Origin of the sequence: Streptomyces sp. NBC_00078 (assembly GCF_026343335.1) — a bacterium.
Lineage (GTDB): Bacteria > Actinomycetota > Actinomycetes > Streptomycetales > Streptomycetaceae > Streptomyces.
The window spans coordinates 6002850-6026555 of the sequence record NZ_JAPELX010000001.1; the positions used below are offsets into that span (position 1 = coordinate 6002850).

22 protein-coding genes are annotated in these 23706 nt (G+C 71.2%); 16 read left to right on the plus strand and 6 right to left on the minus strand.

From position 1 onward, the window contains the following. Window positions 1-141 precede the first annotated feature (141 nt). Window positions 142-1065 (minus strand): amidohydrolase family protein, encoded by a 924-nt coding sequence (locus OOK07_RS28315; RefSeq protein WP_266799270.1) that lies wholly within the window; start codon window positions 1063-1065, stop codon window positions 142-144. Window positions 1066-1325: 260 nt separating this feature from the next. On the opposite strand from OOK07_RS28315, the gene OOK07_RS28320 reads away from it, so the two are divergent. The 5 genes from OOK07_RS28320 to OOK07_RS28340 are packed head-to-tail and all read left to right on the plus strand — an operon-like array spanning window position 1326 to window position 6922. Continuing rightward, on the plus strand, window positions 1326-2960 hold the full coding sequence (locus OOK07_RS28320; protein WP_266799272.1) for a peptide ABC transporter substrate-binding protein: 1635 nt from the start codon (window positions 1326-1328) through the stop codon (window positions 2958-2960). Between the two features lie 6 nt (window positions 2961-2966). Continuing rightward, complete coding sequence (locus OOK07_RS28325; RefSeq protein ID WP_266684491.1) at window positions 2967-3890, plus strand: ABC transporter permease; 924 nt, start codon at window positions 2967-2969, stop codon at window positions 3888-3890. Next, on the plus strand, window positions 3883-4860 hold the full coding sequence (locus tag OOK07_RS28330; protein WP_266684493.1) for an ABC transporter permease: 978 nt from the start codon (window positions 3883-3885) through the stop codon (window positions 4858-4860). Before OOK07_RS28325 ends, OOK07_RS28330 begins: the two co-directional genes overlap by 8 nt. 9 nt (window positions 4861-4869) lie before the next feature. Continuing rightward, the gene (locus OOK07_RS28335; protein ID WP_266684495.1) at window positions 4870-5853 is read left to right on the plus strand and encodes an ABC transporter ATP-binding protein; all 984 of its coding nucleotides are present in this window, start codon (window positions 4870-4872) and stop codon (window positions 5851-5853) included. After that, the gene (locus OOK07_RS28340) at window positions 5846-6922 is read left to right on the plus strand and encodes an ABC transporter ATP-binding protein (protein ID WP_266799275.1); all 1077 of its coding nucleotides are present in this window, start codon (window positions 5846-5848) and stop codon (window positions 6920-6922) included. The genes OOK07_RS28335 and OOK07_RS28340 overlap by 8 nt, the downstream gene beginning before the upstream one ends. A 111-nt stretch (window positions 6923-7033) precedes the next feature. Here the strand turns inward: OOK07_RS28340 and OOK07_RS28345 are convergent, their stop codons facing one another. Beyond that, window positions 7034-9205, minus strand: coding sequence for a S9 family peptidase (locus OOK07_RS28345; protein WP_266799276.1), 2172 nt, complete (start codon window positions 9203-9205; stop codon window positions 7034-7036). Between the two features lie 175 nt (window positions 9206-9380). On the opposite strand from OOK07_RS28345, the gene OOK07_RS28350 reads away from it, so the two are divergent. The 8 genes from OOK07_RS28350 (at window position 9381) to OOK07_RS28385 (ending at window position 16922) form a co-directional block, all read left to right on the plus strand. After that, entirely contained in the window at window positions 9381-9575 is a 195-nt protein-coding gene (locus OOK07_RS28350; RefSeq protein ID WP_266684501.1) for a hypothetical protein, read from the plus strand. 48 nt (window positions 9576-9623) lie between these two features. Continuing rightward, the gene (gene mshB / locus OOK07_RS28355) at window positions 9624-10484 is read left to right on the plus strand and encodes an N-acetyl-1-D-myo-inositol-2-amino-2-deoxy-alpha-D-glucopyranoside deacetylase (RefSeq protein ID WP_266799278.1); all 861 of its coding nucleotides are present in this window, start codon (window positions 9624-9626) and stop codon (window positions 10482-10484) included. Beyond that, window positions 10481-10891: a DUF6113 family protein gene (locus OOK07_RS28360; RefSeq protein WP_266684503.1), complete on the plus strand. Its 411-nt coding sequence runs from the start codon at window positions 10481-10483 to the stop codon at window positions 10889-10891. Before mshB ends, OOK07_RS28360 begins: the two co-directional genes overlap by 4 nt. 154 nt (window positions 10892-11045) lie before the next feature. Next, the gene (locus tag OOK07_RS28365) at window positions 11046-13298 is read left to right on the plus strand and encodes a hypothetical protein (RefSeq protein ID WP_266799280.1); all 2253 of its coding nucleotides are present in this window, start codon (window positions 11046-11048) and stop codon (window positions 13296-13298) included. A gap of 144 nt (window positions 13299-13442) precedes the next feature. Beyond that, the gene (locus tag OOK07_RS28370; protein WP_266799282.1) at window positions 13443-14372 is read left to right on the plus strand and encodes an ABC transporter ATP-binding protein; all 930 of its coding nucleotides are present in this window, start codon (window positions 13443-13445) and stop codon (window positions 14370-14372) included. Further along, the gene (locus tag OOK07_RS28375; RefSeq protein WP_266684508.1) at window positions 14366-15115 is read left to right on the plus strand and encodes an ABC transporter permease; all 750 of its coding nucleotides are present in this window, start codon (window positions 14366-14368) and stop codon (window positions 15113-15115) included. The genes OOK07_RS28370 and OOK07_RS28375 overlap by 7 nt, the downstream gene beginning before the upstream one ends. Window positions 15116-15120: 5 nt before the next feature. Then, entirely contained in the window at window positions 15121-16311 is a 1191-nt protein-coding gene (locus OOK07_RS28380; RefSeq protein WP_266802048.1) for a sensor histidine kinase, read from the plus strand. Next, window positions 16308-16922: a response regulator transcription factor gene (locus OOK07_RS28385; RefSeq protein WP_266684509.1), complete on the plus strand. Its 615-nt coding sequence runs from the start codon at window positions 16308-16310 to the stop codon at window positions 16920-16922. The genes OOK07_RS28380 and OOK07_RS28385 overlap by 4 nt, the downstream gene beginning before the upstream one ends. Before the next feature lie 112 nt (window positions 16923-17034). Here OOK07_RS28385 and OOK07_RS28390 read toward each other — a convergent pair whose 3' ends face one another. Together OOK07_RS28390 and OOK07_RS28395 are read right to left on the minus strand one after the other, a co-directional pair. Then, window positions 17035-17886, minus strand: a complete 852-nt coding sequence (locus OOK07_RS28390; protein ID WP_266799283.1) for a transglutaminase family protein — start codon at window positions 17884-17886, stop codon at window positions 17035-17037. Window positions 17887-17918: 32 nt separating this feature from the next. Further along, on the minus strand, window positions 17919-19010 hold the full coding sequence (locus tag OOK07_RS28395) for a GNAT family N-acetyltransferase (protein ID WP_266684515.1): 1092 nt from the start codon (window positions 19008-19010) through the stop codon (window positions 17919-17921). A 140-nt stretch (window positions 19011-19150) separates the two neighbouring features. Here OOK07_RS28395 and fdxA point away from each other — a divergent pair, with 140 nt between their 5' ends. Both fdxA and OOK07_RS28405 read left to right on the plus strand, forming a co-directional pair. Next, window positions 19151-19471, plus strand: coding sequence for a ferredoxin (fdxA, locus tag OOK07_RS28400; RefSeq protein WP_266684516.1), 321 nt, complete (start codon window positions 19151-19153; stop codon window positions 19469-19471). A gap of 119 nt (window positions 19472-19590) precedes the next feature. Further along, the gene (locus OOK07_RS28405; RefSeq protein ID WP_266799285.1) at window positions 19591-20706 is read left to right on the plus strand and encodes a bifunctional succinyldiaminopimelate transaminase/glutamate-prephenate aminotransferase; all 1116 of its coding nucleotides are present in this window, start codon (window positions 19591-19593) and stop codon (window positions 20704-20706) included. A gap of 116 nt (window positions 20707-20822) precedes the next feature. On the opposite strand, the gene OOK07_RS28410 is transcribed toward OOK07_RS28405, so the two are convergent. Together OOK07_RS28410 and OOK07_RS28415 are read right to left on the minus strand one after the other, a co-directional pair. After that, window positions 20823-21281, minus strand: coding sequence for an ATP-binding protein (locus tag OOK07_RS28410; RefSeq protein ID WP_266799286.1), 459 nt, complete (start codon window positions 21279-21281; stop codon window positions 20823-20825). 277 nt (window positions 21282-21558) lie between these two features. Continuing rightward, window positions 21559-22524, minus strand: coding sequence for a heavy metal transporter (locus OOK07_RS28415; protein ID WP_266799287.1), 966 nt, complete (start codon window positions 22522-22524; stop codon window positions 21559-21561). Window positions 22525-22609: 85 nt separating this feature from the next. On the opposite strand from OOK07_RS28415, the gene dapE reads away from it, so the two are divergent. Beyond that, window positions 22610-23689, plus strand: a complete 1080-nt coding sequence (dapE, locus tag OOK07_RS28420) for a succinyl-diaminopimelate desuccinylase (RefSeq protein ID WP_266684521.1) — start codon at window positions 22610-22612, stop codon at window positions 23687-23689. Window positions 23690-23706 lie beyond the last annotated feature (17 nt).

The window sequence follows — 23706 nt, forward strand, 5'->3', positions numbered from 1 at the left end:
TCACCGTGCCGCTCCCGCCGGTTCAGCGGACGACCCGCCCGCGCAGCACGATGCGGCGGGGATGGCGCAGCACGGCCGGTTCGCGGCGCGGGTCGGCGTCGTAGACGGTGATGTCGGCGAGAGCGGACTCGGTGAGAGCGGTCAGGCCCAGAAAGGCACGGGCCGTCCAGCTCGCCGCACCGACGGCGGTCTCGGGGGCAGTCCCGCGGCGATCAGGTGCCCGACCTCCGCGGCGACATTGCCGAAGGGCGCGGAGTCGGTGCCGGCGAGGACGGTGACACCGGCGTCATGGGCCTCGCGGACCCGGCGGATCATGGTCGCGTGGCCCGCGTGCCACAGGCGGCCCCGCGAGGTGTCCCTGGTGCGGTGCGGGGCGCTGCGCGCGAAGGCGGTGAGGGTGGGCACGTAGGCCGTGCCGTGTCCGGCCATGAGGTCCACGCACTCCTCGGGCATCCCCATCCCGTGCTCGACGGAGTCGACGCCCGCGCGGGCCGCGTTCAGCGCACCCCGCGCCGACTGGCAGTGCACCGCGATCCGGCCGCCCGCCGAGTGCACGGCGTCGGTCACGGCGCGCAGCACCTCGTACGGCACCGGGGCCGCCTCGAAGTCCCAGTCGCCCACGAGCTTGCACCAGCCGTCCCGGGACCCCGCCTCGGCGACGGCGGCCGCTACGAGGCCGTCGGTGACGGTGTGGAAGGGAGCGCTCCTCGACAACCCGGCCCAGGCCAGCCACCTCCCCGCGCTCACCATGCGCGGCATGTCGGGTGCCTCGCGCAGCCCGGCGGGTATCTCGCCGAGGAGCCCGGGGAAGCGCAACGCCGTCGTCCCCGCGTCCCGGTGCGCGGCGACCTGCGACGCGAACGCCTCGGCGTCGAAGGTGGGTTCCTCCTCGGACGGGGAGCCGGGATGCGTGTGCACGTCGACCAGGCCGGGCAGCAGGAAGCCCCCGTCGGCCACGGTGTCGGCCGGTCCCGAGGGCCGCTCGAAGGTGATCCGGTCCCCGAGCGTCCAGACATCGCGGACCGTGCCGTCGGGAAGCACGGCTCCGCGCAGGTGAAGGGCCATGGGGCCGGAGTGTCACCGAAGGGCACCTGGACCGCAAGACGGCCTGCCGGGGGAGCGGGGGCCGAGCCCTGCCCGCCCTCCCGGCGACGGGCCCTCGTGCTCTCGTGCCTTGAGGGAGCCCCCATACGGGTGGGCCTGTCCTGCGTACGGGTTGCCTGGAATGCGCTGTATGCGTGTTGTGGCGATATTGGCCGATAACGGATCAGTGCTCCGGCGCTGGGGCCACAGCGCGTATCTGCGCATTCATGAGGAGGCACGCCATGCGTGGAGCCACGCACGCCAAATGGGCCGCATGCGCGGCGGCGGTCGCGCTCGCCGCGACCGCCTGCGGCGGCGACAGCGGCAGCGGGAGCAGCGGTGGTGACAGCAGCGCTGTGCTCAGCTCCTCCTGGGGTGATCCGCAGAACCCGCTGGAGCCCGCCAACACCAACGAGGTGCAGGGCGGCAAGGTCCTCGACATGATCTTCCGCGGGCTGAAGAGGTACGACCCCAAGACCGGCGCCGCCAAGGACATGCTCGCCGAGAAGATCGACACCACGGACTCGCAGAACTTCACCGTCACCGTCAAGGCGGGCTGGAAGTTCAGCAACGGCGAGGCCGTCACCGCCAAGTCCTTCGTGGACGCGTGGAACTACGGCGCCGGCCTCAAGAACAACCAGAAGAACGCGTACTTCTTCGGCTACATCGAGGGCTACGACAAGGTCCACCCGGAAAGCGGCACACAGACCGCCGACACGCTCAGCGGCCTGAAGGTCACCGGCGACAGGACCTTCACCGTCAAGCTGACGCAGAAGTTCTCGACCTTTCCGGACACCCTCGGCTACCCGGCGTTCGCGCCCCTGCCCCAGGCCTTCTACACCGACCACGCCGGGTGGATCAAGAAGCCGGTCGGCAACGGCCCGTACACGGTGCAGTCGTACACCAAGGGCTCGAAGATGTCCCTGCGGAAGTGGGACGCGTACCCCGGCACCGACAAGGCGCAGAACGGCGGCGTGGACCTCAAGGTCTACACCGACAACAACACCGCCTACACCGACCTGATGGCCGGCAACCTCGACCTGGTCGACGACGTCCCGGCCGCCCAGCTCAAGAACGTCAAGAGCGACCTGGGCAGCCGCTATCTCAACACCCCCGCCGGCATCATCCAGACGCTCGCCTTCCCCTTCTACGACAAGGACTGGAACACGAGCGGCGCGGTGAAGGTCCGCCAGGGCCTGTCCATGGCGATCAACCGCCAGCAGATCACCGACACGATCTTCCAGAAGACCCGGACGCCGGCCACCGACTGGACCTCCCCGGTCCTCGGCACGAAGGGCGGCTTCCAGGACGGGCTGTGCGGGAGCGGCTGCGAGTACAACCCCAGCGAGGCCAAGAAGCTGGTCAAGGAGGGCGGCGGGCTGCCCGGCGGCCAGGTCAAGATCACGTACAACGCGGACACCGGCTCGCACAAGGAGTGGGTGGACGCCGTCTGCAACTCCATCAACAACGCGCTCGGCAACGACAAGGCGTGCGTCGGCAACCCGGTCGGCACCTTCGCCGACTTCCGCACTCAGATCACCCAGAAGAAGATGTCCGGTCCGTTCCGGGCCGGCTGGCAGATGGACTACCCGCTCATCCAGAACTTCCTCCAGCCGCTCTACTACACCAACGCCTCCTCCAACGACGGCCACTGGTCGAACAAGGACTTCGACAAGCTGGTCAACCAGGCCAACACCGAGACCGACACCACCAAGGCGATCGGCATCTTCCAGAACGCCGAGAAGGTCGTCCGCGACAACATGGCCGCCATCCCGCTCTGGTACCAGAACGGCAGCGCAGGCTGGTCCGACCGGCTGTCGAACGTCGCGCTGAACCCGTTCAGCGTCCCGGTCTACAACGAGATCAAGGTCGGCTGAGCCCCCATGGGCAGGTACGTGGTCCGGCGTCTGCTCCAGATGATCCCGGTGTTCATCGGGGCCACGCTGCTGATCTTCCTGATGGTGAACGTGATGGGCGACCCCATCGCGGGCCTGTGCGGCGAGCGGCAGTGCGACGCGGCCACAGCCGCCCAGCTGAAGAAGGAGTTCGGGCTCGACAAGCCCGTCTGGCAGCAATACCTGACCTACATGGGGAACGTCTTCACCGGCGACTTCGGCACGGCGTTCAACGGCCAGAAGGTCACCGAGCTGATGGCGACCGCGTTCCCCGTGACCATCCGGCTGACGATCGTCGCGATCCTCATCGAGGTCGTCATCGGCATCACGCTGGGTGTCGTCACGGGTCTCAGGCGCGGGCGCCCCGTCGACACCTCGGTCCTGCTTGGCACCCTCGTCGTCATCTCCGTACCGACCTTCGTCACCGGTCTGCTGCTCCAACTCCTCCTCGGTGTCGAGTGGGGGTGGATCAAACCGTCGGTCTCCACGGACGCCACCTTCGGCGAGCTGATCGTGCCGGGCCTGGTCCTCGCGTCCGTCTCGCTCGCCTACGTGACCCGGCTGACCCGCACCTCCATCGCGGAGAACCGGCGTTCCGACTACGTCCGCACGGCCGTCGCCAAGGGCCTGCCCCGACGCCGGGTGATCATCCGGCACCTGCTGCGCAACTCCCTGATCCCGGTGGTCACCTTCATCGGCACGGACATCGGCGCGCTGATGGGCGGGGCGATCGTCACCGAGCGGATCTTCAACATCCACGGCGTCGGCTACCAGCTCTACCAGGGCATCCTCCGGCAGAACACCCAGACCGTCGTCGGTTTCGTGACCGTCCTCGTCCTCGTCTTCCTGGTGGCCAACCTGCTCGTCGACCTCCTGTACGCCGTACTCGACCCGAGGATCCGCTATGCCTGAGCAGTACGAGTCCGAGGGCGCCATCTCCTCCGCGGGCACGGGCGGCGCGATGGACCTCGCGGTGACCGAGGCGGAGACCCTGGAGAAGACGCCCGGCGGCCCGGAAGGCACGGGCCCGGCGGACAAACCCCGCTCCCTCTGGTCCGACGCCTGGCGCGACCTGCGCCGCAACCCCGTCTTCATCATCTCGGCGCTGGTGATCCTCTTCCTGGTCGTCATCTCCATCTGGCCGTCGCTGATCGCCTCCGGCAACCCCCTCAAGTGCGACCTCGCCAAGGCCCAGGAGGGCTCACAGCCCGGCCACCCCTTCGGCTACGACGGTCAGGGCTGCGACGTCTACACGCGCACCGTGTACGGGACCCGCGTCTCCATCAGCGTGGGCGTGCTGGCCACCCTCGGCGTCGCGCTCCTCGGCTCGGTCCTGGGTGGCCTCGCCGGGTACTTCGGCGGCGGCTGGGACTCGCTGATGTCCCGGATCACCGACATCTTCTTCGCGATCCCGGTCGTGCTCGGCGGTCTCGTCCTGCTCTCCGTGGTGACCAGCAACACGATCTGGCCGGTCATCGGGTTCATCGTGCTGCTCGGCTGGACGCAGGTCTACCGCATCGCCCGCGGCTCGGTCATCACCGCCAAGCAGAACGACTACGTGCAGGCCGCCCGCGCTCTCGGCGCCTCCGACTCCCGCCTGCTGCTGCGCCACATCGCACCCAACGCGGTCGCGCCGGTGATCGTCGTGGCGACCATCGCGCTCGGCACGTACATCGCGCTGGAGGCGACCCTGTCGTACCTCGGCGTCGGCCTGAAGCCGCCGACGGTCAGCTGGGGCATCGACATCTCCGCGGCCTCCGCCTACATCCGCAACGCCCCCCACATGCTCCTGTGGCCGGCCGGAGCCCTGGCGGTCACCGTGCTCGCCTTCATCATGCTGGGCGACGCGGTCCGCGACGCCCTCGACCCGAAGCTGAGGTGAGCCGCCGTCATGCTGCTCGAAGTGCGGGACCTGCACGTGGAGTTCCGGACCCGGGACGGGGTCGCCAAGGCCGTCAACGGGGTCACCTACAGCGTGGACGCGGGGGAGACCCTCGCTGTGCTGGGCGAGTCCGGGTCGGGGAAGTCGGTCACCGCGCAGGCCGTCATGGGCATCCTCGACATCCCGCCCGGGAAGATCACCGGCGGTGAGATTCTCTTCCAGGACAGGGACCTGCTGAAGCTCAAGGAGGACGAGCGGCGCAAGGTCCGTGGATCCGGGATGGCGATGATCTTCCAGGACGCGCTGTCCGCCCTCAACCCCGTGCTCTCCGTGGGCGACCAGCTCGGCGAGATGTTCGTCGTGCACCGGGGCATGTCGAAGAAGGACGCGCGGGCGAAGGCCGTCGAGCTGATGGAGCGGGTGCGGATCCCCGCGGCCAGGGAGCGGGTCAGGGACTACCCGCACCAGTTCTCCGGCGGTATGCGCCAGCGCATCATGATCGCGATGGCCCTCGCCCTGGAGCCGGCCCTGATCATCGCCGACGAGCCCACCACCGCCCTCGACGTCACCGTGCAGGCCCAGGTGATGGACCTGCTCGCCGAGCTGCAGCGCGAGTACCACATGGGGCTCATCCTCATCACCCACGACCTGGGCGTGGTGGCCGACGTCGCCGACCGGATCGCCGTCATGTACGCGGGCCGGATCGTCGAGTCGGCCCCGGTGCACGACATCTACAAGCTGCCCGCGCACCCGTACACCAAGGGCCTGCTGGAGTCGATCCCACGGCTCGACCAGAAGGGCCGGGGGCTCTACGCCATCAAGGGCCTGCCGCCCAACCTCATGCACATCCCACCGGGCTGCGCCTTCAACCCCCGCTGCCCGATGGCCCAGGACGTGTGCCGCACCGACGTACCGCCCCTGCACGAGGTGGACGGTCCGGACTCGGCCCGGCACAGCGCCTGCCACTTCTGGAGGGAGTGCCTGAATGGCTGAGTCGATTCTGCAGGTCAGCGGGCTCGTCAAGCACTACCCGCTCACCCGGGGGATTCTCTTCAGGAAGCAGGTCGGCGCGGTGAAGGCCGTCGACGGCGTGGACTTCGAACTCGGCCGCGGCGAAACCCTCGGCATCGTCGGCGAGTCCGGCTGCGGCAAGTCCACGGTCGCCAAGATGCTGGTCAACCTGGAGAAGCCGACGGCCGGGGAGATCCGCTACAAGGGCGAGGACATCGCCAGGCTCTCCGGCAAGGCCCTGCGGTCCGTGCGGCGCAACATCCAGATGGTCTTCCAGGACCCGTACACCTCCCTCAACCCCCGGATGACCGTGGGCGACATCATCGGAGAGCCGTACGAGATCCACCCCGAGGTGGCGCCCAAGGGAGACCGGCGCCAGAAGGTCCAGGAGCTGCTGGACGTCGTCGGGCTCAACCCCGAGTACATCAACCGCTATCCGCACCAGTTCTCCGGCGGCCAGCGCCAACGCATCGGCATCGCACGGGGGTTGGCGCTGCGCCCCGAGATCATCGTCGCCGACGAGCCGGTCTCCGCGCTGGACGTCTCCGTCCAGGCCCAGGTGATCAACCTTCTCGACCGGCTGCAGAGCGAGTTCGAGCTGTCGTACGTCTTCATCGCGCACGACCTGTCGATCGTCCGGCACATCTCGGACCGGGTCGGGGTGATGTACCTCGGGCGGATCGTGGAGACCGGCAGGGACCAGGAGATCTACGAGCATCCGACGCACCCCTACACCCAGGCGCTGCTGTCGGCCGTTCCCCTGCCCGATCCGGAGGCACGTGAGCACCGGGAGCGGATCATCCTCGCCGGTGACGTGCCGTCGCCGACGAACGTCCCCTCCGGATGCCGCTTCCGCACCCGTTGCTGGAAGGCGCAGGAACGGTGCGCGCTGGAGGTGCCCGCGCTGGCGGTGCCCGCGGAGTTCCGGTTCGCGAGCGGGCCGGCCGCCCACGACTCCGCCTGCCACTTCGCCGAGGAGAAGGTCGTCGTGCCACCGAAGGAGCCGAAGGGACCGGCGGGACCGGCGGGGCAAAGCAACGGGCCGGGGTGACATGGCGACACCCCGGCCCGTTTACGGCACCCGCACGGCCGTACGCTGATCAGCCTCGCGCGTCCGTATATCGGTATCGCTTCCTCGAAGTTGCCTGCTTGTTAACGCGGTTCATGCAGATTTGCGCGGCTGTGCGAGCGAACGCCGCAGGAAATCCAGCTGGAGCAGCAGCAAATTCTCGGCGACCGACTCCTGCGGAGTCATGTGGGTGACGCCGGACAGGGGCAGCACCTCGTGCGGCCGGCCGGCGGCCAGCAGGGCCGAGGACAGGCGCAGGGAGTGGGCGACCACCACGTTGTCGTCGGCGAAGCCGTGGATGACCATCATCGGACGGTGCTGCTCGGCCGGATCGACCAGCCCCGCGTCGTCGATGAGCGAGTTGCGCCGGTAGACCTCCGGCTGTTCGCCCGGGTGGCCGAGGTAGCGCTCCTGGTAGTGGGTGTCGTACAGGCGCAGGTCGGTGACCGGGGCGCCCACCACGGCCGCATGGAAGACGTCCGGGCGGCGCAGCACCGCGAGCGCCGCCAGATAGCCGCCGAAGGACCAGCCGCGGATCGCGACCCGGCTCAGGTCCAGCGGGAAGTCGGCGGCGAGCGCCTGGAGCGCGTCCACCTGGTCCTCCAGGACGACCGCCGCGAGGTCGTCGCGGACCGCCTTCTCCCAGGCCGGGGAGCGGCCCGGGGTGCCGCGCCCGTCGGCGACCACCACCGCGAACCCCTGGTCGGCGAACCACTGCGAGGTCAGATGCGGATTGTGGGCTGCGAGCACCCGCTGTCCGTGCGGACCGCCGTAGGGATCCATCAGGACGGGGAGCGGGGTCGCACCGTCGTGATCGCGGGGGAGCAGGACGGCGCACGGGATGCGCCGTGCGCCCCCCTCGGTGAGGATCACGCGCGGGGACATACCGGGATCTTCGGCATACGAGGTGATGGTCACCGTGCTTCCCGAGCCTCCGGCCGGGGGGATCCCCGTCTCCCTTCGGCCGCCGTCACGAAGGACCCGCACACGGGTGCCCGGCCGGTCGAGCGAGGCGGACACCAGCACGGTCACGCCTCCCGCCCGCACCGCCGAGTGCACGCCGGGCTCCTGCGACAGGCGCTCCAGGCCCAGTTCGTTGACGCGATAGACGTGCACCTCGCCGGTCTCGGGGGCCTCGGTCTCCGCGCCGGCCGACGCGGAGACCAGCACGTCGTCCGATGTGACGTCCAGCACGGCGCGAACATGCAACTGCGGGCCCGTCAGCGGGCGTTCACCGACCGCGAGGACCCGCGCGCCCCCCTCGTCGGCAATGCGCACGAGCTGCCCGGACGGACTCCAGCAGGGCACCCCGGGGAAAAGATCAAGCCAAACCCGATCTTCGTCCGCGTGTACGAGCCGGGTCTCGCCCGTCTCCGGGGACACCGCAAGGAACAACTGACTGCGCTGGTCGCGCGCCTGTACGAGCAGCAGTGGCGCACCCGCGTCCGACCAGTGCACATGGGCCAGGTACGGATAGCGCGCCCGGTCCCAGACGACCTCCGTGCGCACCCCGTCCAGGCCGATCACGAACAGCCGCACCTCCGCGTTGTCGGTGCCCGCCGCCGGGTAGGCCACCTGCTGTGGATCACGCTCCGGCCGGGCCGGGTCGGAGATCCACCAGCGCGCTACCGGCGTGTCGTCCACGCGTGCCACCAGCAGCCGGTCCGACTCCGGCGACCACCAGAAGCCGCGCGAGCGGCCCATCTCCTCGGCCGCGATGAACTCGGCCAGTCCATAGGTGGCGTTGGCCGACTCCGGCTCGGCGAGCGCCCGTTCGTCCTTGCCCTCGGCGCCCACGACCCGCAGTGCACGGTGTGCGACATAGGCGACGTGCCGGCCGTCGGGGGAGGGGCGGGGGTCGATCACCGGTCCGGCGGCGGGGAGTTCACGTGCCGTGCCGGCCCGCAGTTCGGCCGCGAAAAGCCGCCCCGACAGCGCGAAAGCCGCCAACTCCACGGCCGCGTCGGTGGCGTAGCCGACGATGCCGGCGCCGCCCTCGCGGCTGCGTTCGCGGCGCGCCCGCTCCTCGGGCGGGAGGTCCTCGGAGGCGCCACCCAGCAGGGCGCGCGGGTCGGCCGCCACGCGCTCCCCACCCTGCGCCGCATCGAGGACCCACAGGGAACTCGCCCTGTCCGTACCGGAGGTGGAGCGCAGGAACACCACACGGGCGCCGTCGGGTGACACGGTGAAAGCGCGCGGCGCGCCCAGCGTGAAGCGCTGGGTGCGGGCGTGCCGGCGGGGGAAGGTATCGGACCTCGTCGTCATGGACCGACCATATTGGCCATGCGCCCCCTTGTGCGGCCGTGCGCCGAGCGATGCGCGCGTTCGGATAGTTATGATCACTAGCGCATAGTGGGTATGAACCTGCTGGTTATCGCATGGATTTATCTGCCCCCTCAGTCCGACCCCGCGCCCTTGGGACCTTTGGAGGTGAGCCGCCGTGGCACTCTCGATTTCGGCGGTGGTGCTGCTGGCGATCGTCGTCTTCCTGTTGGTCAAGAAGTCCGGCTTGAAGGCGGGCCATGCGATCGTCTGCATGCTGCTCGGCTTCTATCTGGCCTCCTCGACCATCGCTCCCACGATCAGCGAGCTGACGACGAACATCGCGGGGATGATCGGCAGCCTCAAGTTCTGACCCCCGGGCTGCGTGGTGCTGTCAGTGCCGCCTCGTAGGGTGGGGTCCATGACGGAACTGCCCGCCCGGCGTCTGCTACTGGTGCACGCGCACCCGGACGACGAGTCGATCAACAACGGCGCGACCATGGCCGCGTATGCGGCCGGGGGTGCTCGCGTGACCCTGGTCACCTGCACCCTCGGCGAGCGCGGCGAGGTCATCCCGCCGGAGCTTCAGCACCTCACCGGCGCCGCCCTCGGTGAGTACCGGCTGCGCGAGCTCACGGCCGCCATGCGTGAGCTAGGCGTCGAGGACTTCCGTCTGCTCGGCGGCCCCGGCCGCTACCGGGACTCCGGGATGATGGGCCTCGCCGACAACGACGACCCGGCCTGCTTCTGGCAGGCCGACGTCGACGAGGCGGCCAGGCATCTCGTCGAGGTGATCCTGGAGGTGCGCCCCCAGGTCCTCGTCACCTACGACGACAACGGCGGATACGGCCACCCCGACCACATCCAGGCCCACCGCGTCGCCATGCGCGCCGCCGAGCTGGCCGCCGAGGCGGGCCGGCCGATCCCCAAGATCTACTGGAACCGGGTGCCCCGGTCCGTCGCCGAGGGCGCCTTTGCCCGGATTGCGGAGGAGCTGCCCGCTCTGCCGTTCTCCAAGGCCGCCGTCATCGACGACGTGCCGGGTGTGGTTCCGGACGAGCGGATCACCGCCGAGATCGACGGCACCGCGCACGCCGCCGCCAAGGCCGCCGCGATGCGGGCGCACGCCACACAGATCGAGGTGGCGGAGCCGTACTTCGCACTCTCGAACAAGCAGGCGCAGCCCCTGTTCACCACTGAGTACTACGAGTTGGTGCGCGGGCCGGACGGGACGTCGCCCCGGGAGACCGATCTGTTCGCCGGGACCGGGGAGGCGTCATGACCGAGCGGGGCTCCCTGCTCGCCCAGCCGCTGCAGCGGCCCTCCGCCGGGCGGATGCTGTTGTACGTGGGTCTCTTCGTGCTCGGCCTGCTCGTCGGCGCGGCCGGTGCGCTGGTGCAGGCCGGCTGGTTCCCGGGCGGGCTGCTGCTCGCTCTCGCGGGCGAGGCGGGCCTGTGCCTCGGCGGCGGACGGGCCGCCGGCAGCCGGGGCGGGTCCATCGCGCCCGCCGCCGGCTGGATGATCGCCGTCATCCTGCTCACCGCCAGCAGACCCGAGGGCGACTTCCTCTTCGGCGCGGGAGGCGGCTCCTATCTCTTCCTGCTCGGAGGAATGGCCGTGGCTGTGATCTGTGCCACCCTTGGACGGGGGCGGCAACCAAGTGGCCGTGACGTCCGACTTGGCAAGTGACGTACTACTTCGCCATTAAACGCGCGTGCGAGTCCCGTGTGGGTTTCCCCGGCGGTCATGGGATACGCGCCAGAGGTGGCCAGTATGGTGGTGCGCGCCGCCGAGCCGCCCGTGAGGTTGTGTCGGGCGGCGGAGCCAACCGGGAGAACCTGCCTTGAGTCGTGAAACTGACACTCCGTCCTCCGGGCCCAACGGGCGCGGCGGAGCCGCATACCCGTCGGGCACGCCGCCGTACGGGACACCCACGGCTTCCGACGCCGGTACGGATGCGGGCCGTTCGGCCCCGCAGCCGGAGGACCGCAAGACCGAGACCACACTGACGACCCGGATCCGGATCAACATCCCCGGGTCGCGGCCCATTCCGCCCGTCGTCGTGCGTACGCCCGTCGCGGACACCGAGGGCTTCGAGGAGACCTCGCAGTCCGAGGGCCAGGCGCCGGGGGCGACCCAGGCCATGGGTACCGTCGAACCGCCGGGCGAGCCCGCTCCGTCCGCCGAGGGTCCGGCGAGCAACTGGTTCGCGCCCCGCAAGCCGGCTCCCGCCAAGGGCGGTCAGGGCGGCGGCGCCACCAACGGGGCCGGTCTGCCCGGCGGTTCGGGTGCACAGGGCGCGCCCGCCGCGGGGGCCGGGGCTCCTGGCGCGGGCGCCGCTGGCGGCGGTGCACGGCCGGGCGCCGGTCGTCCCGGCGGCGTGGTCGGCTCCATGAGCGTGCCGGGCGGCTCCCGCCCCGGTGGCGCGAACGGCGGCGCTCCCCGCCCCGGCGGGACGAACGGCGCCGGGCTGCCCGGTGCGACCGGCGGGCCGGTGGCTCCCGGGCACGGCGGCGGCACCGGTTCCTTCGACGTCACCGAGGCGCTGGCCGCGGGACCGCTCGGAAACGGCGCGCGTCCCGGCGGCGAACCGCGCCGCGACGACCTGCCGTACTTCTCGGAAGGGGAGCACGGCGTCCCGAACGGGCCGGGCGGCCAGGGCGGCTACGGCGGCGCGAGCGGCTTCAACGGCCCGGGCGGCCACGGCGGCGCGGGCGGCGCCCAGGGTCCCGCGGGCCCGACCGCCGGACCGGTCATGGGCGACAGCCCCCTGACCGCACCCCTCGGCGGCGCACCCCTCGGTGGCGCCCCTGCCGGACCCGGCTCACATGCCGGACTCGGCGCACCCGCAGGCCCCGGCGGCATGGGCGGCCCGCACGGCGCCGGTCTCGGCCCCGGTGGCGGCCTCAGCGACGACACCGCGATCCTCACACCGCAGAAGCCGGCCCCGGCGCCGGGCACACAGGGCTACCCGGCCCCGGACAACGTCTCCGGACACACCGTCACCAGCAGCATGCCGGTCGTGCCCACCGACGCCAACTCGCCCTTCGGGCCCGGCGCCCACACCGACGGCCCGCTGCCGCACACGCCCCCGAAACTGCCCGAGCCGGTCGCACAGAACGTGCCGGCGTCATCCGCACCCAAGAAAAAGAAGAAGGGCCGCAACAAGCTGGTGCTGGTCGGCACCGGCGTGTTCGTCCTCGGCGGTGTCGCGTACGGCGCCGGGCTGCTGATGAACCACTCCGACGTACCCAAGGGCACCACCGTGCTCGGCGTCGACATCGGCGGCGGCACCCGCGACGACGCCGTCAGGAAGCTCGACGAGGCCTTCGGCGACCGGGTGAACAAGCCGCTGAAGCTGTCGGTCGGCGGTGACACCGTCACCCTCAAGCCGGATCAGGCGGGGCTGCAGTTCGACGAGCAGGCCACCGTCGCCGCGGCCGCGCAGAGCGACTACAACCCGGTCTCCGTCATCGGCTCGCTCTTCGGCAACCACCGCGTCGTCGACCCGGTGATGCCCGTCGACGAGGAGAAGCTCAGCGCGGCCCTGAAGACCTCGGCCGGCGGCTCCGGATCGATGACCGAGGGCACGATCGAGTTCAAGTCCGGCAAGGCCGTCGCCGTCTACGGCAAGGCGGGCAAGGGCATCGACGTCCCCAAGTCGACCGAGGCGGTCAAGGAGGCGTACCGCAACCAGGTGGAGACCAACGCGACCTCCCCGGTGACGGTCGCGACGACGACCCAGCAGCCGTCGGTGACCAATGCCGAGGTCGACCGCGAGATGAAGGCGTTCGCCGAGCCGGCGATGTCGGGGCTCGTCACGGTCAAGACGGACACGGGTGTCTCGCTGCCGCTGAGCCCGCAGAACTCCCTGTGGAAGTTCCTCAGGGTCGAGGCCGTCAACGGCAAGCTCGTCGACAAGCCGGACCTCACCGCGCTCAAGGAGCTCTACGGCGGCCAGTTCAACGGCGTCCTGATCACCCGGGGCACCGGCAAGAAGACGGCCGTCACCCCCCAGGACGTCTATGTCGCCCTGCGCCAGGCACTCCTGAGCAAGACCAACAGGGTCGGCGTCATCGAGTCGAACCCCAGCTAGCGGCACAGCCGCACGAGAGGGCACCCGGCACCCGCCGGGTGCCCTCTCGTCGTATGTCACCGCCGTCGGCATGACATCTGTCATCCGGCGGTCAGGACCGCCGACACTGCCGCGACAGCGGCCAGAGCGGCCACGATGGTGCACATGACGACGACAGCGACAACGACCGCCACCCCGGTGGTCGGATTCGAGCAGGTGAGCAAGACCTACGGGAACGTGCGGGCCGTGGACGGGCTGACACTCGCCCTGCACCCGGGGGAGACCGTGGCCCTGCTGGGGCCCAACGGGGCCGGCAAGTCCACCACACTCGACCTGCTGCTGGGCCTGAAGCAGGCCGACAGCGGCACAGTCAGTGTCTTCGGCACCAGCCCGCGCGAGGCCATCGTCGCCGGCCGGGTGGGGGCCATGCTGCAGAGCGGCGGGCTGATGGACGAGGTGACGGTCGCCGAACTGGTGAAGCTCGCCTGCGACCTGCACCCCAAGCCGTACAAGAGCGGTGACGTCCTCGCCCGCGCCGGTGTCGCGCAGATCGCCGACCGCAAGGTCAACAAGCTCTCCGGAGGCCAGGCCCAGCGTGTCCGCTTCGCCCTGGCCACCGCCGGCGACAGCGACCTGATCGTCCTCGACGAGCCCACCACCGGCATGGACGTCTCCGCCCGCCAGGCCTTCTGGGCCACCATGCGCGAGCAGGCGGACCAGGGCCGGACCGTCCTGTTCGCCACGCACTACCTGGAGGAGGCGGACGCGATCGCCGACCGGGTGCTGGTGCTGCACCGGGGGCGGCTGCTCGCCGACGGGACGGCGGCCGAGATCAAGGCGAAGGCGGGAGCGAGGCGGGTCGCCTTCGACCTGGAGGGCCCCATCGACGAGGCACCTCTGCGCGCCCTTCCCTTTCTCACCTCCCTCGCCATCAGCGGCCAGACCGTCCGCATCCAGTCCGCCGACGCCGACGCGACCGTGCACGCCCTCTACGGCCTCGGCGTCTACCCCCGCAACCTCGAAGTCGCCGGGCTCGGCCTGGAGCAGGCCTTCGTCGCCATCACCGCCGCCGAGGAGGCCAAGCAGTCATGCTGAATACATTTGCTTCGCGGAGCCTGATCAAGCTGGAACTGGCGCGCGCCCTGCGCAACCGCAAGTTCCTGTTCTTCTCGGTGATCTACCCGTCGGTCATCTTCCTGCTGGCCTCCAGCCAGACGGGCACCGTCGACGGCACCGGCCTGAGCGTCGCGGCGTACGTCATGGTGTCCATGGCCTCCTTCGGCGCCCTGACGGCGGTCCTCATGGGCAACAGCGAGCGCATCGCCAAGGAGCGCGAGAGCGGCTGGGTACGGCAGCTGCGGCTGACCACGCTGCCGGGGAGCGGCTACGTCCTCGCCAAGACCGCCAGTGCCGCCGTCGTCAGCCTGCCGTCCATCGTGGTCGTCTTCGTGGTCGCCGCGGCCGTCAAGGACGTACGCCTGGACGCCTGGCAGTGGCTCGCCCTCACCGGCGCGATCTGGGCCGGCAGCCTGGTCTTCGCCGCACTCGGCGTCGCCATCGGCTACCTCGCCTCCGGGGACGCGGTCCGCCCGATCACGATGATCATCTACTTCGGTCTGTCGATCCTCGGCGGCCTCTGGTTCCCCTCCACCAGCTTCCCGGCCTGGCTGCAGGACATCGCCAGGTGGCTGCCCACGCACGCGTACGCTGCCCTGGGGCGCGCCATCGAACAGAGTCAGGCCCCGCACGCCCAGGACATCGCCATCCTCGTCGCCTTCTTCCTGCTCTTCGCGGGAGGCGCGGCCTGGCTGTACCGGAAGGACACGCTGAAGGCGTGAGCACGATGACGGACGACGGGCTGCCCGACGAACTGCGGGCCGAGAACACGATCAGGATCGGCCAGGAGCCCCGCAACGGCGGCGAGGCGCTGCGCAAGATGGTCTGGATCCTGCCCTGGCTGATCTTCCTCGGGGCGCCCATGCAGGACCTGGCCTCCGGCCGCCACACCCCCGCCGCGACCGCGGCCGGCTGGGTGGCCCTGGCGACCTTCACCGGCCTCTATCTGACGCTGGTCTTCCGGAACATGGGCCGCCCGTGCTCGGGCCGGACCGTCGGCGTCTTCGTCGGCCTGCTCGGCACGCTCGCGATCGTCCTGGGCCTCACTCTCGGCTACCCGTGGATCGGCCTATTCGTCTACGTCTCCGTCACCTGCGGCGCCACACTGCCGATGCCGGTGACGTACTGGGGGATCGGGCTGAACGCCCTGGCGATGCTCCTGGTGGGCCTGCGCAACGGCAAGTTCGACTGGAGCCTGCTGATGGTGGTGGTGCTCCTCGGCTTCGCGATGACGGGCGTGAAGCAACTGGTGCGCACCACCGTCGAGTTGCGCAAGGCCCGCGCCACGGTCGCTCAACTGGCCGCCAACGAGGAGCGGTTGCGCCTGGCCCGTGACCTCCATGACCTGCTCGGCCACTCCCTGTCGCTGATCACGCTGAAGAGCGAGCTGGCGGGCCGTATGCTCCCCGGCGACCCCGGCAAGGCGGCCCAGCAGGTCGCCGACATCGAACAGGTCAGCCGCCAGGCCCTGGTGGACGTCCGCGAGGCGGTCACCGGCTACCGCCGCCCCCGGCTGTCCGGGGAACTCGCGGGCGCCCAGGTCGCCCTGGCGGCGGCCGGCATCACTGCCGACGTGCCCGCCGAACCGGACCTGGCCGGCGTCCCCGAGGAGAGCGAGTCGGCCCTGGCCTGGGCGCTGCGCGAGGCGATCACCAACGTGGTGCGCCACAGCGGTGCCGGACGGTGCACGGTGGAGGTGCTCAGGCGGCAGACCCTGGACGGGCAGACGCTCGAACTCTCCGTCGAGGACAACGGCTCCGGCGGCTCGGGCAAGGAGCCGGGCAACGGCCTGACCGGCCTGACCGAGCGTCTGGAGAAAGCGGGCGGAAGCCTGGAGGCGGGGCGTACGAAGCACGGGTTCCGGCTGGTCGCCCGCGTCCCCGCGGGCTCGCCGCCGGCCGTAGGATCCGGTGCATGAGCCCTACGATCAAGGTTCTGCTCGCCGAGGACCAGTCGATGGTCCGCGAGGCGCTGGCGGCCCTCCTCGGTCTTGAGGACGACATCGAGGTCGTCGCCCAAGTGGCGCGCGGCGACGAGGTGGTGGCGGCCGCCCGCGAGCACGAGGTGGATGTGGCCCTCCTCGACATCGAGATGCCGGGCTGCACCGGCATCGAGGCGGCGGCCCTGGTCCACAAGGAACTCCCGGCGGTGAAGCTGGTCGTCCTCACCACCTTCGGCCGCCCCGGCTACCTCCGCAGCGCCATGGAAGCGGGCGCCGACGCCTTCCTGGTCAAGGACGCCCCGGCCGCCCAACTGGCGCAGGCGGTACGCAAGGTACTGGCGGGAGAACGGGTCATCGACCCCACTCTCGCCGCCGCGGCCCTGGCAGGGGGCGCGAACCCCCTGACCGACCGCGAACGGGAGATCCTGCGCGCGGCGGCCGGCGGTTCCACGAACGCGGAACTGGCGAAGGCCCTTCATCTGTCGCAGGGCACGGTCCGCAACTACCTTTCGACGGCGATCCAGAAACTGGCCGTACGCAACAGGGCCGAGGCGGTGCGGATCGCGAGGGAAAAGGGCTGGCTGTAACGGCCTCGGGGGTGCGGGGCCGTATCGATGTGCGGCTCCGCCGCGCGTGCGCGGCACGCCGCAACGCACCGTCACTCGCCCACGCACCGAACGTCATGCCCCTTGGGCGAACTCAGTTGAGCAGTGCCCGAGCCGCTCGCGCCTGCCCCCGCACCCGCTCCGCGGCCCCTTCGTCGACCACCCTGATCAACTCCGCGTACTCCTCCAGCTCCACCGCACCGTCGACGAAGTCCCCCCGCTGTACGAGCAACTGGGCCCGCTCGTACCGCAGCCGCGCCGGATGCGAGGGCACCAGCAGCGCCAGCTCCACCGCCCACAACCCCACGTCCGACCGCTCGGGCCGCGCGGCAGCCCACGCACGGACGTTGTTCAGGATGCGCGACACCACCTCCAAAGGCGTCGCGGGCACCAGCATCGACGGATCCAACGGCGCCCCCGTGGCCCCGGCCACCAGCAACTCCGCGTCGCCCCCGCCGAGCACCCGCCCCCCGTCGAACGGATCGACGAGCACCTGTTCCTCCGCAGGCCCGAAACCGACGACGAAGTGCCCGGGCAGCGCGACCCCGTACACCGGCGCGCCCGCCCGCCGCGCGGCCTCCATCCACACCACCGACAGCAGGATCGGCAGCCCGCGGCGCCGCCGCAGCACCTGGTGCAGCAGGGACGACTCCAGGCGCTGGTAGTCGGCGGGGGAGCCGCGGAAGCCGTGCTGGACGCCCAGCAGGTGGTGCAGCGCCGTCGCCCAGGACAGCGACCCGCCCGGCCGGAACGGCAGCTGCCCCGCCAGCCGGTCCAGCTCCACCTGCGCGGCGTCCATGCCCGCCTCGTCCAGCGCCCCGTCCGCCGCGGCCCCCACCAGCAGGCACAGCGTGGACAGGTCGGGCCGCTCGGAACGTGCTTCCTCGGCGAACCGCCGCCGCAGTTCGGCGGACCGCTCGGGCGGGGGTGGGTATGGGGGACGCATGGCAGGCTCGTGCCCTCTCACGGCGATCGGTACTACTGGCCGCCGCCGGGAGCCGCCGGCTCCCGGTAGTGGTGGTACGTGTGGTGCGCGGCGAAGCCCAGGCCGGCGTACAGCGCCCGCGCGCCCGCGTTGTCCTCCTCGACCTGCAGCCAGGCGGCCGAGGCGCCCTCGTCCAGGGCCCGCCGGGCCAGCGCGGCCATCACGGTGCTCGCCAGCCCGCGCCGCCGCATCGCCGGGTCCACCTCGACGGCCGCGAAGGACGCCCACCGCCCGTCCACGACACACCGGCCGATCGCGGCAGGGGCCCCGGCACCGGGAACCGTCGCGAACCACACGGACGGCCCGCTCCCGAGCACCTTCAGCGCCACCTCGCTCACGCCCTTGCGCTGGTAGCGCGCAAGCCACGCCTCGTCGGCCTCCCGGGTCAGCACCACGCCCGCGCCCTCCGCCCGGTCGGCGACCGGCGCCAGCGCCCCGGTCCACAACTCGGCGGTCACCTCGCGCACCCACCCGCGCCGCTCCAGTTCCGCGCACAGCAGCTCCTGCGTGCCCTCGGCGCCGGTCGCGGTCTGGACGTACGCGGGCAGCCCACGGTCGCCGTACCACTGCCGTACGGCGCTCAGCGCCTCGTCGAGCGGCACACCGGGGTCGCCCAGCGGCAGCACGGAATTGGCCCGCCGGGTGAAGCCCGCCTGTCGCCCGGCCGCCGCCCCCCGCGGACGCTCCCCCGGTGCCGAAAGCCTGGGGGGACCCCCATCGCGCGGCACGTTCTGGACTGCGGCCCGCAGTTCCCACCCGCCGAGCCGCTCGCTCTCGACCGGCTGCCACGCGCGCGCGGCGACGCGGGCGAGTTCCTCGTACGAGGCGGCTGGGCCCCTGCGCCGGGCGGGCGCCGCGGGCACGACCTTCCCCGCGACCAGCGAGGACTCCAGAATCCGGACGCTCTCGCCGCTCTTACGTGTGATCAGCAGCACACCGTCGTCCCATGATGTGAGAACACCCACCGTGTCGGTGAACTTCTCTTCCGGGACTCCGGCGTCGGTCAAGCGCCGCACGGAGACTCGTTTCCCCACGTCAGCAGCGGTGATACGAACCTCAAGACGTCCGCCGGCCGAGATTTCCACAGGTCAGTTCACCCCTCCTGTTCGGATCATGCCCAAGAACGGAGATACTAGGGGCGGGCATCGACGACGCCGCGCTCCCGCGCGCCAGGCGGCGGAGCCTGAGGAGGCCCGCCGGCGCCCTAACGAGGAGGAACGACAGCGTGACCTACGTCATCGCGCAGCCTTGTGTCGACTTGAAGGACAAGGCGTGCATCGAAGAGTGCCCGGTCGACTGCATCTACGAGGGCCAGCGGTCCTTGTACATCCACCCGGACGAATGCGTCGACTGTGGGGCCTGTGAGCCGGTCTGCCCGGTGGAGGCCATCTTCTACGAGGACGACACTCCGGAGGAGTGGAAGGACTACTACAAGGCGAACGTCGAGTTCTTCGACGAACTCGGCTCCCCCGGCGGTGCCAGCAAGCTGGGCCTGATCGAGCGGGACCACCCCTTCATCGCCGCACTGCCGCCGCAGGCCGAGTAATCACGCAAGCGGCCCGCATACACGTGCCGCCTCGGTCCCGTACGGCCTGATCGCCGTACGGGGCCGGGGCGTTTGCCGTTCCCGGGCCTTACGCCGTACCAGAAAGTGAGCCAGATCCCGTGTCCGCAGTCTCCGACCGCCTGCCCACCTTCCCCTGGGACAAGCTGGAGCCGTACAAGAAAGCGGCCGCCTCCCACCCGGACGGCATCGTCGACCTCTCCGTCGGCACCCCGGTCGACCCGGTCCCGGAGCTGGTCCAGAAGGCCCTCATCGACGCGGCGGACTCCCCGGGCTACCCGACCGTCTGGGGCACCCCGGCCCTGCGCGACGCGATCACCGGCTGGCTGGAGCGCCGCCTGGGCGCCCGCGGGGTCACCCACAGGCACGTCCTGCCGATCGTCGGCTCCAAGGAACTCGTCGCCTGGCTGCCGACCCAGCTGGGCCTCGGCCCCGGCGACACGGTCGCCTTCCCGCAGCTCGCGTACCCGACGTACGAGGTCGGCGCCCGCCTGGCCCGCGCGGACCACGTGGCCTACGACCCGGAGACCTTTGCGGCTGCCCCGGCGGGGGCCGGACTCGACCCGGCGAACCTGAAGCTCCTCTGGCTCAACTCGCCGTCGAACCCGACCGGCAAGGTGCTGAGCAAGGACGAGCTGACCCGGATCGTCGCCTGGGCCCGCGAGCACGGCGTCCTGGTCTTCTCCGACGAGTGCTACCTGGAGCTGGGCTGGGAGGCCGACCCCGTCTCGGTCCTGCACCCGGACGTGAACGGCGGCTCGTACGAGGGCATCGTCTCCGTCCATTCGCTGTCGAAGCGCTCGAACCTGGCGGGCTACCGCGCGGCCTTCCTGGCCGGTGACCCGGCCGTCCTGGGCCCGCTGCTGGAGATCCGCAAGCACGGCGGAATGATGACGTCGGCGCCCACCCAGGCGGCCGTGGTGGCGGCCCTGGGCGACGACCAGCACGTCCATGAGCAGCGGGAGCGGTACGCGGCCCGCCGTACGGTCCTGCGCGAGGCGCTCCTCGGCCACGGCTTCCGCATCGAGCACAGCGAGGCGAGCCTCTACCTGTGGGCGACGCGGGACGAGTCCTGCTGGGACACGGTGGCTCACCTCGCCGAGCTCGGCATCCTGGTCGCGCCGGGTGACTTCTACGGCCCGGCGGGCGAGAGGTTCGTACGGGTGGCGCTGACGGCGACGGACGAGCGGGTGCGGGCGGCCGTGGCGCGTCTGTAGGTCCGGCGCGGGCGGCCGTGGCGCGTCTGTAGGTCCGGCGCGGGAGCGGAAGCCGCCTCACGCACGATCAGGGGGCCCGGGAAACTGTCCCGGGCCCCCTTCGTCGTACAGCTTGCTCAGCCGCCGATCGGCAGGCCCTTCACGGGCAGGGTGCCGGTCGCCGGCAGGCCGCCCTTGGTCAGCGAGTCCGTCGGCAGGCCGCCGCCGCTCTTGGCCGCCGTCTGCGTGGTGGCGCCGACGATCTCCCCGACGGAGCCGGCCGCGGCCCCCGCGGCCTTCTGCGCCGCCGGTGCCGCCTTCCTCGCGACACCGCCGCTGGTCTTGCCCGCGTTCGGCACGGCGTTCTGGACCGCGTTGGCACCGGTGGCGCCCGCGAGCCCGGTGACGTTCTGCGCCGCACCGTCGACGGTGTTGCCGACGCTCGCCCCGTCCAGCGCGGTCAGGCCGCCCACGTTCGGGGTGGCGGGCAGTTCGGGGGCCGCGCTCGCGGAGCCGGCCGCACCGACCCCGGCAGCCGCTCCCGCTGCGACGAGCAGCGCGGCACGGGCGATCCGACGGGTCAGGGGGAGGGACATGATGCTCCTTCGATGGATGTGATCGTCCGGGTCGGACGCTGTAACTACCGCTCGAAGGCCCCGAAGGTTGCGGCGGCCAAAAGTAAAGAGTTGGCAATGCGTCGCATTATCAGCTGCGGATAAAAACGGGCAAAAGGTGCGCGGTCGGAAAGTGTGCGGAATCCTTACAGCTCTTTGTTTCCAAGGGCTTTTACGGATCCAGGGGTGAGGGCGCGAAAACCTGCCCACTCCACGCCCCGCGCATGCCCCAGGTAACCCGTGCGGGTGAGGGCCCGTACTACTGGCCGGTGACGATCCGTACCGCGCCCGCGGTCGTGCGCGCCCCCTCGGCGGCAGTGCGCCACTCGCTGTCGGTGTTCCCGGCGATCCACTCCCGCCCGCCGTAGGAGACCCCTTCGATGTGCAGCGCCGAGGAGTTGGCCACCGCCCAGTGGGCGAGCTGCCAGCCGCGCTGCCGCACGCTGCGGCCCTTGGCGGGGCTCGCGTCCTGGTCGACGGGGAGCGTGACGGTCCGCGCGGGGGCCCGCGTGCTCGGGGCCGCCGAAGGCGTCGGCGTCGTCGCGGCGCCCACTTCCGCGCCGGCCGGCTGCAGCGCGTCGCGCCCGAAGTCCCGTACCAGCGCGGCCCGTACCGCGTCCGGGCCCGCCGCCCGGGTTCCGGCCGGGCGGCCGTCACAGGTCAGCGTGGCGGCCGAGTGACCGGTGAGGGCGGCCGAGAGCAGGGTGGCGTCCATCTCGTGCCTGGCGTACGCCTCCGGAAAACCGCTGCGCTGCACCCGCTGCGCGGCCACCGTGAGGGGGAGCTTCGGGTAGTCCCGCACCTTGGCCAGGTGCTGGTAGAAGACGCCCGCCGCGTACGTCGGGTCCAGGATCTGCTTCCTCGTGCCCCAGCCCTGCGAGGGCCGCTGCTGGAACAGGCCGATCGAGTCCCGGTCGCCGTGCTCGATGTTGCGCAGCCCCGACTCCTGCAGCGAGGTCGCCAGCGCGATGGTCACCGCCCGCTCGGGCATGCCGCGGCCGGTGCCCACGGCGGCGATCGTCGCCGCGTTCACCGCCTGCTCGGGCGTGAACTCGAACGTCGTCCCTCCGGCCTCGTCCGAGACCACCTTGCAGCCCGGAGCGCCGCTGCCTCCGGTGACGTACTGCACCGCGAGATAGCCCGCGACGGCGAGGAGGACGACGAAGGCCGCCCCGATGCGGAAGAGGCGGCCACGGCGTCTGAGGGTGGGTGACGGCTCTGGCACGCCGTCCAAGGTAGCGGAGGCCGCTGTGTCCCACGTGCCCGGTGTGGACAGTGGGCCGAGGCATGGGCGGGTTAGGGTCGACGGCATGGCCGACACCCCGCTTGACCTCACTCTGGACGCTGCCGAGCTCACCGCCCAGCTCGTCGACCTCCCGTCCGAGAGCGGTACCGAGAAGCCCCTCGCCGACGCGATCGAGACCGCCCTGCGCGCCCTGCCGCACCTGACGGTCGAGCGGTACGGCAACAACGTCGTCGCGCGGACGAACCTGGGCCGCTCGCAGCGGGTGATCCTGGCCGGCCACATCGACACGGTGCCCATCGCGGACAACGTCCCCTCCCGGCTGGACGAGGACGGCGTCCTGTGGGGCTGCGGGACCTGCGACATGAAGTCGGGTGTGGCGGTGCAGCTGCGCATCGCGGCGACGGTGCCGGCCCCCAACCGCGACCTGACCTTCGTCTTCTACGACAACGAAGAGGTGGCGGCGGAGCTCAACGGCCTCAAGCACATGGCCGAGGCGCACCCCGACTGGCTGGAGGGCGACTTCGCGGTGCTCCTGGAGCCCTCGGACGGCGAGGTCGAGGGCGGCTGCCAGGGCACCCTGCGGGTGCTGCTGAAGACCAGGGGCGAGCGGGCCCACTCGGCACGCAGCTGGATGGGCTCCAACGCGATCCACGCGGCCGCGCCGATCCTGGCCCGCCTGGCCTCGTACACGCCCCGTTACCCCGTGATCGACGGCCTGGAGTACCGGGAGGGCCTGAACGCGGTGGGCATCTCCGGTGGCGTGGCGGGCAATGTCATCCCCGACGAATGCGTCGTGACCGTCAACTTCCGCTATGCGCCCGACCGCACGGAGGAAGAGGCGATCGCCCACGTCAGGGAGGTCTTCGCGGACTGCGGGGTGGACGAATTCGTGGTGGACGACCACAGCGGCGCCGCGCTGCCGGGCCTGGGCCGTCCGGCCGCTGCGGCCTTCATCGAGGCGGTGGGCGGCACCCCGCAGCCCAAGTACGGCTGGACGGACGTGTCCCGCTTCTCCGCCCTCGGCATTCCCGCCGTCAACTACGGCCCCGGGAACCCGCACTTGGCGCACAAGCGGGACGAACGGGTCGAAACGGCGAAGATCCTGGCGGGCGAGGAACGACTGCGGGCCTGGCTGACGGCTTGACAGCGGGCCGGTGCGAC

Excerpts from the sequence above, each read along its gene's own strand:
- OOK07_RS28315 (WP_266799270.1), bottom strand. The coding sequence starts at position 1,065 with ATGGCCCTTCACCTGCGCGGAGCCGTGCTTCCCGACGGCACGGTCCGC.
- OOK07_RS28320 (WP_266799272.1), top strand. The coding sequence starts at position 1,326 with ATGCGTGGAGCCACGCACGCCAAATGGGCCGCATGCGCGGCGGCGGTC.
- OOK07_RS28325 (WP_266684491.1), top strand. The coding sequence starts at position 2,967 with ATGGGCAGGTACGTGGTCCGGCGTCTGCTCCAGATGATCCCGGTGTTC.
- OOK07_RS28330 (WP_266684493.1), top strand. The coding sequence starts at position 3,883 with ATGCCTGAGCAGTACGAGTCCGAGGGCGCCATCTCCTCCGCGGGCACG.
- OOK07_RS28335 (WP_266684495.1), top strand. The coding sequence starts at position 4,870 with ATGCTGCTCGAAGTGCGGGACCTGCACGTGGAGTTCCGGACCCGGGAC.
- OOK07_RS28340 (WP_266799275.1), top strand. The coding sequence starts at position 5,846 with ATGGCTGAGTCGATTCTGCAGGTCAGCGGGCTCGTCAAGCACTACCCG.
- OOK07_RS28345 (WP_266799276.1), bottom strand. The coding sequence starts at position 9,205 with ATGACGACGAGGTCCGATACCTTCCCCCGCCGGCACGCCCGCACCCAG.
- mshB (WP_266799278.1), top strand. The coding sequence starts at position 9,624 with ATGACGGAACTGCCCGCCCGGCGTCTGCTACTGGTGCACGCGCACCCG.
- OOK07_RS28360 (WP_266684503.1), top strand. The coding sequence starts at position 10,481 with ATGACCGAGCGGGGCTCCCTGCTCGCCCAGCCGCTGCAGCGGCCCTCC.
- OOK07_RS28370 (WP_266799282.1), top strand. The coding sequence starts at position 13,443 with ATGACGACGACAGCGACAACGACCGCCACCCCGGTGGTCGGATTCGAG.
- OOK07_RS28375 (WP_266684508.1), top strand. The coding sequence starts at position 14,366 with ATGCTGAATACATTTGCTTCGCGGAGCCTGATCAAGCTGGAACTGGCG.
- OOK07_RS28380 (WP_266802048.1), top strand. The coding sequence starts at position 15,121 with ATGACGGACGACGGGCTGCCCGACGAACTGCGGGCCGAGAACACGATC.
- OOK07_RS28385 (WP_266684509.1), top strand. The coding sequence starts at position 16,308 with ATGAGCCCTACGATCAAGGTTCTGCTCGCCGAGGACCAGTCGATGGTC.
- OOK07_RS28390 (WP_266799283.1), bottom strand. The coding sequence starts at position 17,886 with ATGCGTCCCCCATACCCACCCCCGCCCGAGCGGTCCGCCGAACTGCGG.
- OOK07_RS28410 (WP_266799286.1), bottom strand. The coding sequence starts at position 21,281 with ATGTCCCTCCCCCTGACCCGTCGGATCGCCCGTGCCGCGCTGCTCGTC.
- dapE (WP_266684521.1), top strand. The coding sequence starts at position 22,610 with ATGGCCGACACCCCGCTTGACCTCACTCTGGACGCTGCCGAGCTCACC.